The 15,050-nt window shown below is 58.2% G+C and carries 12 protein-coding genes; all 12 read left to right on the top strand.

All coding sequences use genetic code 11. The features are described 5' to 3' along the window. The first annotated feature begins 28 nt into the window (after positions 1 to 28). The 12 genes from ACXPVS_RS05480 to eno all read left to right on the top strand — a co-directional run bounded on the left by ACXPVS_RS05480 (position 29) and on the right by eno (position 14,982). On the top strand, positions 29 to 532 hold the full coding sequence (locus ACXPVS_RS05480; RefSeq protein ID WP_458509013.1) for an OmpH family outer membrane protein: 504 nt from the start codon (positions 29 to 31) through the stop codon (positions 530 to 532). A gap of 3 nt (positions 533 to 535) precedes the next feature. After that, positions 536 to 1,591, top strand: a complete 1,056-nt coding sequence (gene lpxD, locus ACXPVS_RS05475) for a UDP-3-O-(3-hydroxymyristoyl)glucosamine N-acyltransferase (RefSeq protein WP_458509012.1) — start codon at positions 536 to 538, stop codon at positions 1,589 to 1,591. 107 nt (positions 1,592 to 1,698) lie between these two features. Continuing rightward, positions 1,699 to 2,139: a 3-hydroxyacyl-ACP dehydratase FabZ gene (gene fabZ, locus ACXPVS_RS05470; RefSeq protein ID WP_008154051.1), complete on the top strand. Its 441-nt coding sequence runs from the start codon at positions 1,699 to 1,701 to the stop codon at positions 2,137 to 2,139. After that, positions 2,136 to 2,912, top strand: coding sequence for an acyl-ACP--UDP-N-acetylglucosamine O-acyltransferase (gene lpxA, locus ACXPVS_RS05465; RefSeq protein WP_458509011.1), 777 nt, complete (start codon positions 2,136 to 2,138; stop codon positions 2,910 to 2,912). The genes fabZ and lpxA overlap by 4 nt, the downstream gene beginning before the upstream one ends. 2 nt (positions 2,913 to 2,914) lie before the next feature. Further along, the gene (gene lpxB, locus ACXPVS_RS05460) at positions 2,915 to 4,045 is read left to right on the top strand and encodes a lipid-A-disaccharide synthase (protein WP_458509010.1); all 1,131 of its coding nucleotides are present in this window, start codon (positions 2,915 to 2,917) and stop codon (positions 4,043 to 4,045) included. Between the two features lie 11 nt (positions 4,046 to 4,056). Beyond that, on the top strand, positions 4,057 to 4,683 hold the full coding sequence (rnhB, locus tag ACXPVS_RS05455) for a ribonuclease HII (RefSeq protein WP_458509297.1): 627 nt from the start codon (positions 4,057 to 4,059) through the stop codon (positions 4,681 to 4,683). A 76-nt stretch (positions 4,684 to 4,759) separates the two neighbouring features. Beyond that, the gene (gene dnaE, locus ACXPVS_RS05450) at positions 4,760 to 8,281 is read left to right on the top strand and encodes a DNA polymerase III subunit alpha (RefSeq protein ID WP_458509009.1); all 3,522 of its coding nucleotides are present in this window, start codon (positions 4,760 to 4,762) and stop codon (positions 8,279 to 8,281) included. Between the two features lie 150 nt (positions 8,282 to 8,431). Beyond that, a complete protein-coding gene (locus ACXPVS_RS05445) occupies positions 8,432 to 9,379 on the top strand; it encodes an acetyl-CoA carboxylase carboxyltransferase subunit alpha (protein WP_458509008.1) in 948 nt (315 codons plus the stop codon). A gap of 71 nt (positions 9,380 to 9,450) precedes the next feature. Then, a complete protein-coding gene (gene tilS / locus ACXPVS_RS05440; RefSeq protein ID WP_458509007.1) occupies positions 9,451 to 10,779 on the top strand; it encodes a tRNA lysidine(34) synthetase TilS in 1,329 nt (442 codons plus the stop codon). 274 nt (positions 10,780 to 11,053) lie between these two features. Next, complete coding sequence (locus ACXPVS_RS05435) at positions 11,054 to 12,685, top strand: CTP synthase (protein ID WP_458509006.1); 1,632 nt, start codon at positions 11,054 to 11,056, stop codon at positions 12,683 to 12,685. Between the two features lie 5 nt (positions 12,686 to 12,690). Next, complete coding sequence (gene kdsA, locus ACXPVS_RS05430; protein WP_458509005.1) at positions 12,691 to 13,536, top strand: 3-deoxy-8-phosphooctulonate synthase; 846 nt, start codon at positions 12,691 to 12,693, stop codon at positions 13,534 to 13,536. 156 nt (positions 13,537 to 13,692) lie between these two features. Next, positions 13,693 to 14,982 carry a phosphopyruvate hydratase gene (eno, locus tag ACXPVS_RS05425; protein ID WP_458509004.1) on the top strand — a complete coding sequence of 430 codons (1,290 nt, stop codon included), beginning with the start codon at positions 13,693 to 13,695 and terminating at the stop codon, positions 14,980 to 14,982. The last annotated feature ends 68 nt before the right edge of the window (positions 14,983 to 15,050 follow it).

The following is a 15,050-nucleotide window of genomic DNA, read 5'->3' as shown; positions in this document are numbered from 1 at the left end:
ACGACAATGGATTTTGTAGGAGTGCATCGTGCGTAAGTTGACTCAATTGGTTCTCCTGGCGACCGTACTGGTAGCAGGTCCGGCTTTTGCCGACATGAAAATCGCCGTTCTGAACTATCAGATGGCTCTGCTGGAATCCGACTCGGCCAAGAAGTACGCCGTTGATGCCGAGAAAAAGTTCGGCCCACAGCTGAGCAAACTCAAGACCCTGGAAAGCAGTGCCAAAGGCATCCAGGACCGTCTGATGGCTGGTGGCGACAAGATGCAGCAAGGCGAGCGTGAGCGGCTGGAACTCGAGTTCAAGCAAAAGGCCCGTGACTTCCAGTTCCAGTCCAAGGAACTGAACGAAGCCAAAGCCGTTGCCGACCGTGAAATGCTGAAGCAGCTCAAGCCGAAACTGGACCGAGCTGTGGAAGAAGTTATCAAGAAAGGTACTTTTGACCTGGTCTTCGAGCGTGGCGCAGTGATAGATGTCAAACCTCAGTACGACATCACTCGCCAGGTTATCGAGCGCATGAATCAGCTGAAGTAATCCATGACAGCGACCATAAAACTCGGCCAGTTGGCCGAGTTCCTGGGCGCCACCCTGCGTGGCGACCCAGAGAAAGAAATTACTGGGCTAGCCACTTTGCAAGAGGCTGGCCCAGCTCAGTTGAGCTTTCTCGCAAACCCACAATACCGTAAATTCCTGGCTGACAGCCGGGCCGCAGCCCTGTTGCTGAAGGCCGCTGACGCTGAAGGTTTTGCAGGTAATGCGCTGGTCGTGCCTGATCCGTATCTGGCCTACGCGCGGATTTCCCATCTGTTCGACCCCAAGCCAAAGGCCGCTGTCGGTGTTCATCCGACAGCCGTTGTGGCCGCGGATGCAGTGGTCGATCCAGCGGCGAGCATTGGTGCTTTTGCGGTGATCGAAAGCGGCGCACGTATTGCTAAGGGTGTGACCGTTGGCGCGCACTGTTTCATTGGTGCCCGCTGCGAGATTGGCGAGGGTGGCTGGCTGGCCCCGCGAGTCACGTTGTACCACGACGTTCGCATCGGTAAACGGGTGGTGATTCAATCGGGTGCCGTACTCGGTGGCGAAGGTTTCGGTTTTGCCAACGAGAAAGGTGTCTGGCAGAAGATCGCTCAGATCGGTGGTGTGCTGGTCGGTGACGACGTGGAGATTGGGGTGAATACCGCTATCGATCGCGGGGCACTGGCCGATACCGTTCTGGGTAACGGAGTGAAACTCGACAACCAGATTCAGATCGCCCACAACGTCCAGATCGGTGATCACACCGCCATGGCCGCGTGCGTGGGGATCTCCGGCAGCACCAAAATCGGCAAGCATTGCATGCTCGCCGGTGGCGTAGGGCTGGTGGGGCATATCGAAATTTGCGACAACGTTTTTATCACCGGGATGACCATGGTGACCCACTCGATTACCGAAAAGGGTTCCTATTCTTCCGGTACGGCGATGCAACCAGCAGCCGAATGGCGCAAAAGCGCGGCCCGTATCCGTCAGCTCGATGACATTGCTCGGCGTCTGCGACAGCTGGAAAAGCGTGTAGGGGAAGTGACCCCTGACGGTAATGCTTCATCAGATGGCTGATACCATTTCCATATCAAGTGTGCACAGCCACTAGACTGCCTCCTTGATTTGCTAGAGGGGTGCGCGTCAGTCGCGCCTCCCAATCTTTACATAGGCTTCCCCCCGAAATGATGGACATCAACGAGATTCGCGAATACCTGCCTCACCGTTACCCGTTCCTGTTGGTGGACCGGGTCGTGGATCTGGATGTGGAAGGCAAGCGCATTCGCGCCTACAAGAATGTCAGCATCAACGAACCTTTCTTCAATGGCCACTTCCCCGCGCATCCAATCATGCCGGGCGTATTGATCATCGAAGCAATGGCTCAGGCTGCCGGGATCCTTGGTTTCAAAATGCTCGACGTCAAGCCTGCCGACGGCACGCTCTACTACTTCGTCGGCTCCGACAAGCTGCGATTTCGCCAGCCCGTCACTCCAGGCGATCAATTGATCCTCGAAGCGCGCTTTATCAGCTGCAAGCGTCAGATCTGGAAGTTCGAGTGCCAGGCTTCGGTCGATGGTAAGCCCGTCTGCTCTGCTGAAATCATCTGCGCGGAACGCAAACTATGAGTTTGATTGACCCTCGCGCAATCATCGATCCGACGGCTATCCTGGCCGACGGCGTCGAGGTCGGCCCTTGGTCGATCATCGGTGCAGGTGTGGAAATCGGCGAGGGGACAGTGATCGGGCCGCATGTGATTCTCAAAGGCCCGACCCGAATCGGAACGCACAACCGTATCTACCAGTTTTCTTCGATAGGCGAGGACACGCCCGATCTGAAATACAAGGGCGAAGAAACCCGTCTGGTCATTGGTGACCACAACGTCATCCGTGAAGGCGTGACGATTCACCGTGGGACCGTTCAGGACCGTTCTGAAACAACCCTGGGCGATCACAATCTGATCATGGCCTATGTCCACATCGGCCATGACAGTGTCATCGGCAACCACTGCATCCTGGTCAACAACACCGCATTGGCGGGCCATGTGCACGTTGAGGACTGGGCAATCCTGTCCGGTTTTACCCTGGTTCATCAGTATTGCCATATCGGCGCCCACAGCTTTTCCGGTATGGGCACGGCTATCGGCAAGGACGTCCCGGCGTACGTTACGGTGTTCGGCAATCCGGCCGAAGCTCGCAGCATGAACTTCGAAGGCATGCGTCGTCGCGGTTTCAGCGAAGATGCGATCCACGCGCTGCGCCGTGCCTACAAGGTGGTTTATCGCCAGGGCCTGACGGTCGAGCAGGCACTCACCCAGCTGGCCGAGCCCTCGGCACAGTTCCCGGAAGTCGCGGTGTTCCGTGATTCCATCCAGTCTTCGACCCGCGGCATCACTCGTTAATCATGGCTAATCTGCGTATTGCGCTGGTGGCGGGTGAGGCTTCCGGCGACATTCTTGGCGCGGGTCTCATGCGCGCACTCAAAGCTCAGCATCCGGCAGTCGAGTTCATCGGTGTCGGCGGTCCGCTGATGCAGGCCGAAGGCCTGACCTCGTATTTCCCGATGGAGCGTCTTTCGGTCATGGGCCTGGTGGAAGTGCTGGGCCGCTTGCGCGAATTGCTGGCACGGCGCAAGAAGCTGGTTGCCGAGCTGATCGCCGAGAAGCCAGACGCGTTCATCGGTATCGATGCTCCTGACTTCAACCTCAATATCGAACTCAAGTTGCGTCAGGCCGGGATCAAAACCGTGCACTACGTCAGCCCGTCGGTTTGGGCGTGGCGGCAGAAACGGGTGCTGAAGATTCGCGAAGGCTGCGATCTGATGCTGACGCTGTTCCCGTTCGAAGCGAAATTCTATGAAGAGAAGGGCGTACCGGTGCGGTTTGTCGGGCACTCACTGGCCGATGCGATTCCGCTTGAAGCCGATCGCGCGGCCGCGCGGGCTGAGCTCGGCTTGCCCGACGGGCCGTTGGTCGCACTGATGCCTGGCAGTCGCGGTGGCGAAGTTGGCCGTCTCGGTGCGTTGTTCCTTGATACGGCCCAGCGGTTGCGAGCCCTGCGCCCTGGTGTGCGGTTCGTCATGCCTTGTGCTGGCCCCGAGCGCCGCCAGCAACTTGAAGAGCTGCTGGCGGGCCGAGATCTGCCGCTGACATTGCTCGATGGTAAATCCCATCTGGCCCTTGCCGCTTGCGACGCAGTACTGATTGCCTCCGGAACAGCGACCCTGGAAGCGTTGTTGTACAAGCGGCCGATGGTGGTTGCATATCGCTTGGCGCCGCTGACGTTCTGGATTCTCAAGCGCATGGTGAAAAGTCCCTACATTTCTTTGCCGAACCTGCTGGCCCAGCGCCTGTTGGTGCCCGAGTTGCTGCAGGACGATGCGACGGTTGAGGCCTTGGCCCAGACGCTGTCGCCACTGATCGAAGGCGGAGAAGAACAGACCCGCGGCTTCGATGAAATCCACCGTACCTTGCGCCTGGACGCCTCCAATCAGGCGGCGGACGCGGTACTGAACCTGATCGGCAAAACACAATGAGTAAAGCAAGCATTCAGATGGGACTGGACTTCACCTTGGTCGCCGAGGTTGAAGATCTGGTCGCCGGCGTTGATGAGGTCGGTCGCGGCCCGCTTTGTGGTGCGGTGGTAACAGCCGCGGTGATCCTCGATCCAAACCGGCCGATTCTGGGCCTGAATGATTCGAAGAAACTCACTGAAGCACGCCGCGAAAAACTCTACGACGAGATCTGCGAAAAAGCCCTGAGCTGGTGCATTGCTCGCGCCGAAGTCGAAGAAATCGACGAGCTAAACATCCTTCACGCCACCCTGTTGGCCATGCAGCGCGCCGTCGAAGGTCTACACATCACGCCGAAACTGGCGATGATCGATGGTAATCGTTGCCCGACGCTGTCGATGCGTGCCGAAGCGGTGGTGCAGGGTGACGGTAAGGTGCCGGCCATCGCCGCCGCGTCGATTCTGGCCAAGGTCAGCCGCGACCGCGAGATGGCAGCGTTCGAATTGATTTACCCGGGGTACGGCATCGGTGGCCACAAAGGCTACCCGACGCCCGTTCATCTGGAGGCGCTGGCCCGCTTGGGGCCAACACCGATTCACCGCCGCTCGTTCGCCCCGGTACGCCGGGCTTACGAGGCGCGGGAAAACCTGATCGAGAGTTAGTCGCAAGGCTGATGTTTTTGCCAAGGCCCGGTACAATCCGGGCCTTGTTGTCTTCAAGTTTCTAGACAGGATCACTATGCCGGCTTCATTCGTTCATCTACGCCTGCACACTGAGTATTCCCTGGTCGATGGTCTGGTGCGGATCAAACCGCTGGTCAAGACCCTAGTCGGCATGAACATGCCTGCCGTAGCGGTCACTGACCAGAACAACATGTGTTCGCTGGTCAAATTCTATAAAGCCGCCATGGGCACCGGGATCAAGCCGATCTGTGGCGCCGACCTGTGGTTGTCGAACAAGGATCCGGATAACGCTCTGAGCCGGATCAGTCTACTGGCGATGAACGCCGTGGGTTATCGCAACCTCACCGAACTGATCTCCCGCGGCTTCATCGACGGCCAGCGCAATGGCTCGGTCATCATCGAACGTGAGTGGGTGGCCGAAGCCAGCGAAGGGCTGATCATGCTGTCGGCGGCGAAAGAAGGCGAGATCGGTCTGGCGATGCTCAGTGGCAATCCGGCCGAAGCGCAAAACCTGGCGCGCGAATGGATGGCCGTGTTCCCGGATCGCTTCTACCTGGAAATCCAGCGCACCAGCCGCCCCAACGACGAAGAGCAATTGCACGGCGCGGTGGCGCTGGCCGAGAAAATCGGTGCACCACTGGTCGCGACCAACGACGTGCGCTTCATCAAGCAGGAAGACTTCGCCGCCCACGAAACCCGCGTTTGTATCGGTGAGGGCCGCGCCCTCGACGATCCGCGGCGTTCGAAGAATTACAGCGATCAGCAATACCTCAAAAGCGCCGAGGAAATGGCCGAGTTGTTCAGCGACATTCCCGAAGCGCTGGAAAATACCGTCGAGATTGCCAAACGCTGCAACATCGAAGTGAAGCTGGGCACTCACTTCCTGCCCAACTTCCCGATCCCCGATGGCATGACCATCGACGAGTATTTCCGCAAGGTTTCCTTCGATGGTCTGGATGATCGCCTCAGCGTTCTGCTGCCCAAGGACACTACCGAAGACTACGAAACCAAGCGTCAGGTCTACGTCGATCGACTGAACTTCGAGCTGGATATCATCATCCAGATGGGTTTCCCCGGTTACTTCCTGATCGTTATGGACTTTATCCAGTGGGCCAAGAGCAACGGCGTGCCGGTGGGGCCGGGCCGGGGGTCGGGTGCCGGCTCGCTGGTGGCCTACGTGCAGAAGATCACCGACCTTGACCCGCTGGAATATGACCTGCTGTTCGAACGTTTCCTTAACCCGGAACGGGTATCCATGCCCGACTTCGACGTCGATTTCTGCATGGACGGTCGTGACCGCGTGATCGATTACGTGGCCGAGAAATACGGCCGCAACGCGGTAAGCCAGATCATCACCTTCGGCTCCATGGCCGCCAAGGCGGTGGTCCGCGACGTGGCGCGGGTGCAGGGCAAATCCTACGGTTTGGCGGATCGTCTGTCGAAGATGATTCCGTTTGAAGTCGGCATGACCCTGGAAAAGGCCTACGAGCAGGAAGAGATCCTGCGCGACTTCATCAAGGTCGATGAAGAAGCCGCCGAAATCTGGGAAATGGCCCGCAAGCTTGAAGGCGTTGTGCGTAACGTCGGTAAGCACGCCGGTGGTGTTGTTATTGCCCCGACCAAGCTGACTGACTTCTCGCCGATTTATTGCGATGAAGCCGGTGATGGTCTGGTCACCCAGTTCGACAAGGATGACGTTGAAGCCGCTGGCCTGGTGAAGTTCGACTTCCTCGGTCTGCGAACGCTGACGGTCATCGACTGGGCGCTGAAAACCATTAACCGTGATCGCGCCAAGGTCGATGAGCCGCCGCTGGATATCGCGTTCATCCCGCTGGATGACAAGCCGACTTACCAGTTGCTGCAAAAAGCTGAAACCACCGCGGTGTTCCAGCTTGAGTCGCGCGGCATGAAAGAGCTGATCAAAAAGCTCAAGCCCGACTGCCTGGAAGACTTGATCGCATTGGTGGCTCTGTTCCGTCCAGGCCCGTTGCAATCGGGCATGGTGGACGACTTTATCAACCGTAAGCACGGTCGTGCCGAACTCGCGTACCCGCACGCGGACTACCAGTACGAAGGCCTCAAACCGGTTCTGGCACCGACTTACGGCATCATCCTGTATCAGGAACAGGTGATGCAGATTGCCCAGGTCATGGCCGGTTACACCCTCGGCGGCGCGGACATGCTGCGTCGAGCCATGGGTAAGAAAAAACCCGAAGAAATGGCCAAGCAGCGCGGCGGTTTCATTGACGGTTGCAAGTCCAACAATATCGACGCCGACCTGGCGGGTAACATTTTCGACCTGGTAGAAAAGTTCGCCGGTTACGGCTTCAATAAATCCCACTCCGCCGCTTATGGCCTGGTGTCCTACCAGACCGCTTGGCTGAAAACGCACTACCCGGCGCCATTCATGGCCGCAGTACTGTCCGCGGATATGCACAACACCGACAAGGTCGTGACCTTGATCGAAGAAATTCGCACCATGAAGCTGCGTCTCGACGCGCCGGATGTGAATACTTCGGAGTTCAAGTTTACGGTGAATGACGAAGGCCGAATTATTTACGGCCTCGGTGCGATCAAAGGTGTGGGCGAAGGCCCGGTGGAAGCCATCACTGAGGCGCGTCAGGAAGGTCCGTTCAAGGATCTGTTCGATTTCTGCGCCCGTGTCGATCTCAAGCGTATCAACAAGCGCACCCTGGACGGTTTGATCCGCAGCGGTGCACTGGATCGTCTGGGGCCTTACTTTCATGACGAGCAGAAAGCCTATCAGGCCAATATCGACCGCAACCGAGCGGTGTTGTTGAACGCCATGGAAGGGGCGATCAAGGCGGCCGAACAAACCGCGCGTACCCACGACAGCGGTCATGTCGACCTCTTTGGCGGTCTGTTCGTAGAAGAAGACGCCGATGTCTATGCCAATCACCGCAAAGCCAAGGAGCTCACCCTCAAGGAACGCCTGAAAGGGGAGAAAGATACCCTGGGCCTGTACCTGACCGGTCATCCGATCGACGAATACGAAGGTGAGATCCGCCGTTTCGCTCGCCAGCGCATCATCGACCTGAAACCGGCCCGTGATACCCAGACCGTCGCGGGGATGATCATCGCCTTGCGAGTCATGAAAAACAAAAAGGGCGACAAGATGGGTTTCATCACCCTCGACGACCGCTCGGGGCGGATCGAAGCGTCGCTGTTCGCCGAAGCATTCCATTCGGCACAATCGTTGTTGCAGACCGACGCGATGGTGGTGGTTGAAGGCGAAGTGAGCAACGATGATTTCTCCGGTGGCTTGCGGCTGCGGGTCAAGCGGGTGATGAGCATGGAAGATGCGCGCACCAACCTGGCTGAAAGCCTGCGCTTGAAGCTCCAGACCCAGGATTTGAAAGGCGATCAGCTACGCTGGCTCGGTGAGTTGTTCAAGCGTCACCGTGGCGCGTGCCCGATTACCATGGAGTACACCAGCCCCGATGCGAAGGCCTTGCTGCAGTTCGGCGAGACTTGGCGGATCGACCCGGCGGATGCCTTGATTCAAGCCTTGCGTGACCAGTTCGGGCGAGACAACGTCTTCCTCCAATACCGTTGACGGTCAGGTGCCGCTCTTCCAAAAGGGAGCCGCTCTGATCTCGACCCAATTTTTAATCTCGACCTGAACGCGCCTCTCCCTTAAGGTAGGGCGCGAATAGACAACCGGCCGGCCCAAGCTCTTTTGGATGTCGACCCAAGACGGACGCCTATGAACCCGAATTTTCTAGATTTCGAACAGCCGATCGCCGACCTGCAAGCCAAGATCGAAGAGTTGCGCTTGGTCGGTAATGACAATTCGCTGAATATCGGCGATGAGATCTCCCGCCTCCAGGACAAAAGCAGCACGCTGACCGAGGACATCTTTGGCAAGCTGACCAGCTGGCAGATCGCGCGTCTGGCGCGCCACCCGAGACGTCCATATACCCTGGACTACATCGAACACATCTTCACCGAGTTCGATGAACTGCACGGCGACCGTCACTTCTCCGACGACGCTGCGATCGTCGGCGGCATTGCCCGTCTGGACGACCAGCCGGTGATGATCATCGGTCACCAGAAAGGCCGTGAAGTGCGCGAAAAAGTTCGTCGCAACTTTGGCATGCCGCGTCCGGAAGGCTACCGCAAGGCTTGCCGCCTGATGGAAATGGCCGAACGTTTCAAAATGCCGATCCTGACGTTCATCGACACCCCTGGGGCTTACCCTGGTATCGACGCTGAAGAGCGCAACCAGAGCGAAGCGATTGCCTGGAATCTGCGCGTCATGGCGCGCCTGAAAACCCCAATCATCGCCACCGTGATCGGTGAAGGTGGTTCCGGTGGTGCTCTGGCGATCGGCGTTTGCGATCAACTGAACATGCTGCAGTACTCGACTTACGCGGTGATTTCGCCGGAAGGTTGCGCCTCGATTCTGTGGAAGACCGCCGAGAAAGCGCCGGACGCCGCTGAAGCCATGGGCATCACTGCCGAGCGCCTGAAAGGCTTGGGCATTGTGGATAAAGTGATCGGCGAGCCTTTGGGCGGCGCGCACCGTAATCCGGCCGCTGCGGCCGCATCGATCCGTGCCGAGCTGAGCTCGCAGTTGGCGATGTTGAAGAAGTTCGATGACGAAGCGCTGTTGGCTCGTCGTTACGAGCGTCTGATGAGCTACGGTCTCTGATCTGACCTCGTTATGCCCATGTGGGAGCGAGCAAGCTCGCTCCCACATTTGATTTGGGCGAAGTGAAGACTATGAGCTCATCCAGGATTGATCTGCATTCCAGGCTTCTACTGAATCTAGCCCCCTGGCGCAACGCCACAACCTGGCGCATCGCCTTCTCCGGTGGCCTCGACTCCTCCGTCCTGCTGCACCTTCTCGCACACCTCGCAAAAACCGAATCCCTTCCGGCGCTAAGCGCCATCCATGTTCATCACGGACTTCAGGCTGTGGCTGATGCGTGGCCGGATCATTGTCAGTCGGTCTGTGATGCGCTGGGTGTGCCGCTGCAGGTTGTTGGCGTGCAGGTTCAACCGGGCGCCAGTATTGAGCGTGCAGCCCGGGATGCGCGATACGCCGCGTTCATCGAGGCGACTCAGGCCAATGAAGTGTTGATGACCGCCCAGCACCGTGATGATCAGGCGGAAACGGTGTTATTCCGGCTGTTGCGTGGGGCAGGGGTGAGGGGATTGTCGGGGATGCCACGCCAGCGCACACTCGGTAAAGGGCAGCTGCTGCGGCCATTGCTCGATGTCACGCGGGCCGAACTTGAAGCCTATGCGGCTGAGCATCGGCTGAGCTGGATCGAAGACCCTTCGAACCAGGATCGGCAATTCTCGCGAAATTACCTGCGACATCAGGTTGTCCCGGTATTGACCAAGCGCTGGCCGCAAGCGCTGGCAACCATGGCCCGCAGCGCTGCACATCTGAGTGAGGCGCAGGGTTTGCTCGATGAGCTTGCGCAAATCGACCTGGCCGGCGCCAACACGGGCAATGATTTTGATTGGCTGGGATTGCCGTCCCTGGAACTGGGGGCATTGGAAACGCTGTCCGCTGCTCGTCAGCGTAATGCCTTAAGTCATTGGCTCGAACCGCTGACACGCCTGCCGGACAGTGACCATTGGTCGGGTTGGGAAAGTTTGCGTGATGCCACCGCCGATGCCTGCCCGATCTGGCGGCTGGCGGATGGCGAACTGCAACGGGCGGGTGGACGTATCTGGTGGTTGTCCGGCAGTTGGTTGCGCACGTCGCCCGTCGTCGGAAACTGGCCCGACCCCTCGCTATCGCTGGTGTTGCCGGACAACGGCGTGCTCACCCTCACCGGTCAAATCCCCGATGGCCTGCTGCATATCCGCTATCGTGAGGGAGGTGAGGTGATGAATCTGCCCGGTCGCGGCCATCGCGATCTGAAGCGATTGCTCAATGAAAGCGGCGTGCCGGGTTTTGTCCGTGGCAGATTGCCGCTGCTCTATCGAGACGAGCAATTGTTGGCGGTGGCCAACCTGCGGGGCTTGGACGGCATTGCAAAGGATTGTTGGAGTTTGCATTGGCAGCCGCCGCACGAAGATCAAGGTTTGAGCTGAAAGGGGCTTTCCGGTAGACTACGCTCCCTTCTTGATACAGCTTCTGTGGATTCGCCTGAATTGCAGGAGTTGCCGATTACCAAGCAGTCTTTGCTGGGCGATTCCAAAAAATGTGTAGCGAGCAACGTACCGGTGTTTCACCTTCCGGTCTGTCCCAACGCGGCGGTTTTTTTGAAAGGTGCACTGTGATTAATGCAGGTGATCGGGGGCTTCGGCCTTCCTTCGCTTTCCCCGGCGGCTCGGACCGCTTTAACGCAGACTTCTAGGGTTTTTCATGACGCGCTACATATTCGTCACGGGCGGTGTTGTTTCTTCATTGGGGAAAGGCATCGCATCGGCTTCATTGGCGGCCATCCTGGAGGCGCGGGGACTTAAGGTCACCATGCTGAAGCTGGACCCGTACATCAACGTTGACCCGGGCACCATGAGCCCGTTCCAGCACGGTGAAGTGTTCGTCACCCACGACGGCGCCGAGACCGACCTGGACCTGGGCCACTACGAGCGGTTCATCCGCACGACCATGACTCAGAACAACAACTTCACCACCGGTCGTGTCTACGAACACGTCCTGCGCAAAGAGCGCCGTGGTGATTACCTGGGCGCCACCATTCAGGTGATCCCGCACATCACCGACGAAATCAAGCGCCGGATCATCAAGGGCGCCGGCGATGCTGACGTGGCCATGGTCGAGATCGGTGGCACCGTCGGTGACATCGAATCCCAGCCTTTCCTCGAAGCCATCCGTCAATTGCGTTTCGAAGTCGGCGCCAAGCGCGCGATGCTGATGCACCTGACGCTAGTGCCGTACATCGCCACTGCCGGCGAAACCAAAACCAAGCCTACGCAGCACTCGGTCAAGGAGCTGCGTTCCATCGGCCTGCAGCCTGACGTGCTGGTCTGCCGTTCCGATCACCCGATCGACATCTCCTCGCGTCGCAAGATCGCTCAGTTCACCAACGTTGAAGAACGTGCGGTGATCGCGCTGGAAGACGCCGATACCATCTACAAGATCCCGGGCATTCTGCACTCCCAGGGCCTGGATGATTTCGTTGTCGAGCGTTTCGGCCTGCAATGTGGCGGCGCCGATCTGTCCGAGTGGGAAGCCGTGGTCGACGCCAAGCTCAATCCTGAGCATGAAGTCACCATCGCGATGGTCGGCAAGTACATGGAACTGCTGGACGCCTACAAGTCGCTGATCGAAGCGATGAGTCACGCCGGCATCAGCAACCGCACCAAGGTCAACCTGCGCTACATCGACTCCGAAGACATCGAAAACCAGGGCACTGCGCTGCTGGAAGGTGTCGACGCGATTCTGGTACCTGGCGGCTTCGGTTTGCGTGGCGTGGAAGGCAAGATCACTGCCGTTCAATACGCTCGCGAAAACAAGGTTCCGTACTTGGGCATCTGCCTGGGCATGCAAGTGGCTGTCATTGAGTTCGCTCGTAACGTGCTGGGCTGGAAAGACGCCAACTCCACCGAGTTCGATCGTGCCAGCGGTCATCCGGTCGTGGGTCTGATCACCGAGTGGGAAGATGCCACCGGCGCTGTCGAAATCCGTACCGAAACGTCCGATCTGGGCGGCACCATGCGCCTTGGCGCTCAGGATTGTCTGCTGGAACCAGGTTCGCTGGTGCACGATTGCTACGCCAAGGACGTGATCGTCGAGCGTCACCGTCACCGCTACGAAGTGAACAACAACCTGCTGCCGCAAATCATGGAAGCCGGTCTGAAAATCACCGGTCGTTCCGGTGATGGTGCCCTGGTAGAAGTGATTGAAGCTCCGGATCATCCATGGTTCGTCGCTTGCCAGTTCCACCCTGAGTTCACCTCGACACCACGCGACGGTCACCCGTTGTTCAGCGGTTTCGTTAAAGCAGCTTTGGTTCAACACCAGAAGAAGGCGTAAATCCGATGGCTCAGAAGATCATTCGCGTAGGCGATATCGAGATTGCCAACGACAAGCCAATGGTGCTTTTCGGTGGCATGAACGTGTTGGAAAGCCGCGACATGGCGATGCAGGTCTGCGAAGAGTACGTCAAGGTCACCGAGAAACTCGGTATCCCTTACGTGTTCAAAGCCAGCTTCGACAAGGCCAACCGTTCCTCCGTGACCTCTTACCGTGGCCTCGGCCTGGAAGAGGGCATGCGGATTTTCCAGGACATCAAGCAAGCGTTCGGCGTACCGATCATCACCGACGTCCACGAGCCTGATCAGGCCGCGGTCGTCGCTGAAGTCTGCGATATCATCCAGCTACCGGCCTTCTTGTCGCGCCAGACCGACCTGGTGGTCGCGATGGCCAAGACCGGTGCGGTGATCAACATCAAGAAAGCTCAGTTCCTCGCACCTCAGGAAATGAAACACATCCTGAGCAAGTGCGTGGAAGCGGGCAACGATCAGTTGATCCTTTGCGAACGCGGTTCGAGTTTCGGCTACAACAACCTGGTTGTCGACATGCTTGGCTTTGGCATCATGAAGCAGTTCGAGTACCCGGTGTTCTTCGACGTGACCCACGCGCTGCAAATGCCCGGCGGTCGCTCCGACTCCGCCGGCGGTCGCCGCGCCCAGGTCACCGACCTGGCGAAAGCCGGTATGAGCCAGTCTTTGGCCGGCCTGTTCCTTGAGGCTCACCCGGACCCGGACAACGCCAAATGCGACGGCCCTTGTGCCTTGCGTCTGGACAAACTGGAGCCATTCCTGGCCCAGCTCAAAGCTTTGGACGAACTGGTTAAGAGTTTTCCGACGGTAGAAACCGCGTAAACCTCTTTTCTCCGGTAAAGTACCGCACGATTTAATGTTCAGGCCCCCGGGCCTGAGCCTTATCGTCCGCAAGTCTGCCCGCTGCGAACCACTTGCCGACGGTAAAAGATTTCCTCTAGCTGCGTCGTTTTCGTCAACTTTGGAGTGTTTACAACAATGGCAAAAATCGTCGACATCAAAGGTCGTGAAGTTCTCGACTCCCGTGGCAATCCTACTGTCGAAGCGGACGTGCTTCTCGATAACGGTATCATCGGTAGCGCTTGCGCGCCGTCCGGTGCATCCACTGGCTCGCGTGAAGCAATCGAGCTGCGTGATGGCGACAAGAGCCGTTACCTGGGTAAGGGCGTACTCAAAGCCGTAGGCAACATCAATGGTCCGATTCGCGACCTGCTGTTGGGTAAAGACCCGGGCGACCAGAAAACCCTTGATCACGCGATGATCAAGCTCGACGGTACTGAAAACAAAGGTTCCCTGGGCGCCAACGCGATCCTTGCCGTTTCCCTGGCCGCGGCCAAGGCAGCAGCACAGGACCAGGACCTGCCGCTGTACGCTCACATTGCCAACCTGAACGGCACCCCGGGTGTTTACTCGATGCCGGTTCCGATGATGAACATCATCAACGGTGGCGAACATGCCGATAACAACGTCGACATCCAGGAGTTCATGGTTCAGCCGGTAGGCGCCAAGTCTTTCTCGGAAGGTCTGCGCATGGGCACCGAGATTTTCCATCACCTCAAAGCTGTTCTGAAGGCCCGTGGCCTGAGCACTGCGGTGGGTGACGAAGGTGGTTTCGCACCGAACCTGGCCTCCAACGAAGACGCTTTGAAAGTGATCTCCGAAGCCGTGGCCAATGCCGGTTACAAGCTGGGCACCGACGTGACCCTGGCGCTGGACTGCGCTGCCAGCGAATTCTACGAAGACGGTAAATACAACCTGTCCGGCGAAGGACAGGTGTTCACTGCTGAAGGTTTCGCTGACTACCTCAAAGGCCTGACCGAACGTTACCCGATCATCTCGATCGAAGACGGTCTGGACGAGTCCGACTGGGCTGGCTGGAAAATCCTCACCGACAAGATCGGCGAGAAAACTCAGCTGGTGGGCGACGACCTGTTCGTGACCAACACCAAGATCCTGAAAGAAGGCATCGATAAAAAGATCGCCAACTCGATCCTGATCAAGTTCAACCAGATCGGCACCCTGACCGAAACCCTGGAAGCGATCCAGATGGCCAAGGCCGCTGGTTACACCGCCGTGATCTCGCACCGCTCCGGCGAAACCGAAGATTCGACCATTGCCGACCTGGCCGTGGGCACCGCGGCTGGCCAGATCAAGACCGGCTCCCTGTGCCGTTCCGACCGCGTTTCCAAGTACAACCAACTGCTGCGTATCGAAGAGCAGTTGAATGGCAAAGCCAAGTACAACGGTCGCAGCGAATTCCGCGGTTAATCGTTAACGGGTAAAAAGACACCGGATTGTGTCGGAAAAATCGCTACAGCGATGGATTTGCCACTAAT

Source organism: Pseudomonas sp. Ma2-10 (assembly GCF_054330215.1).
This window is presented reverse-complemented; position numbering and strand designations above follow the sequence as displayed.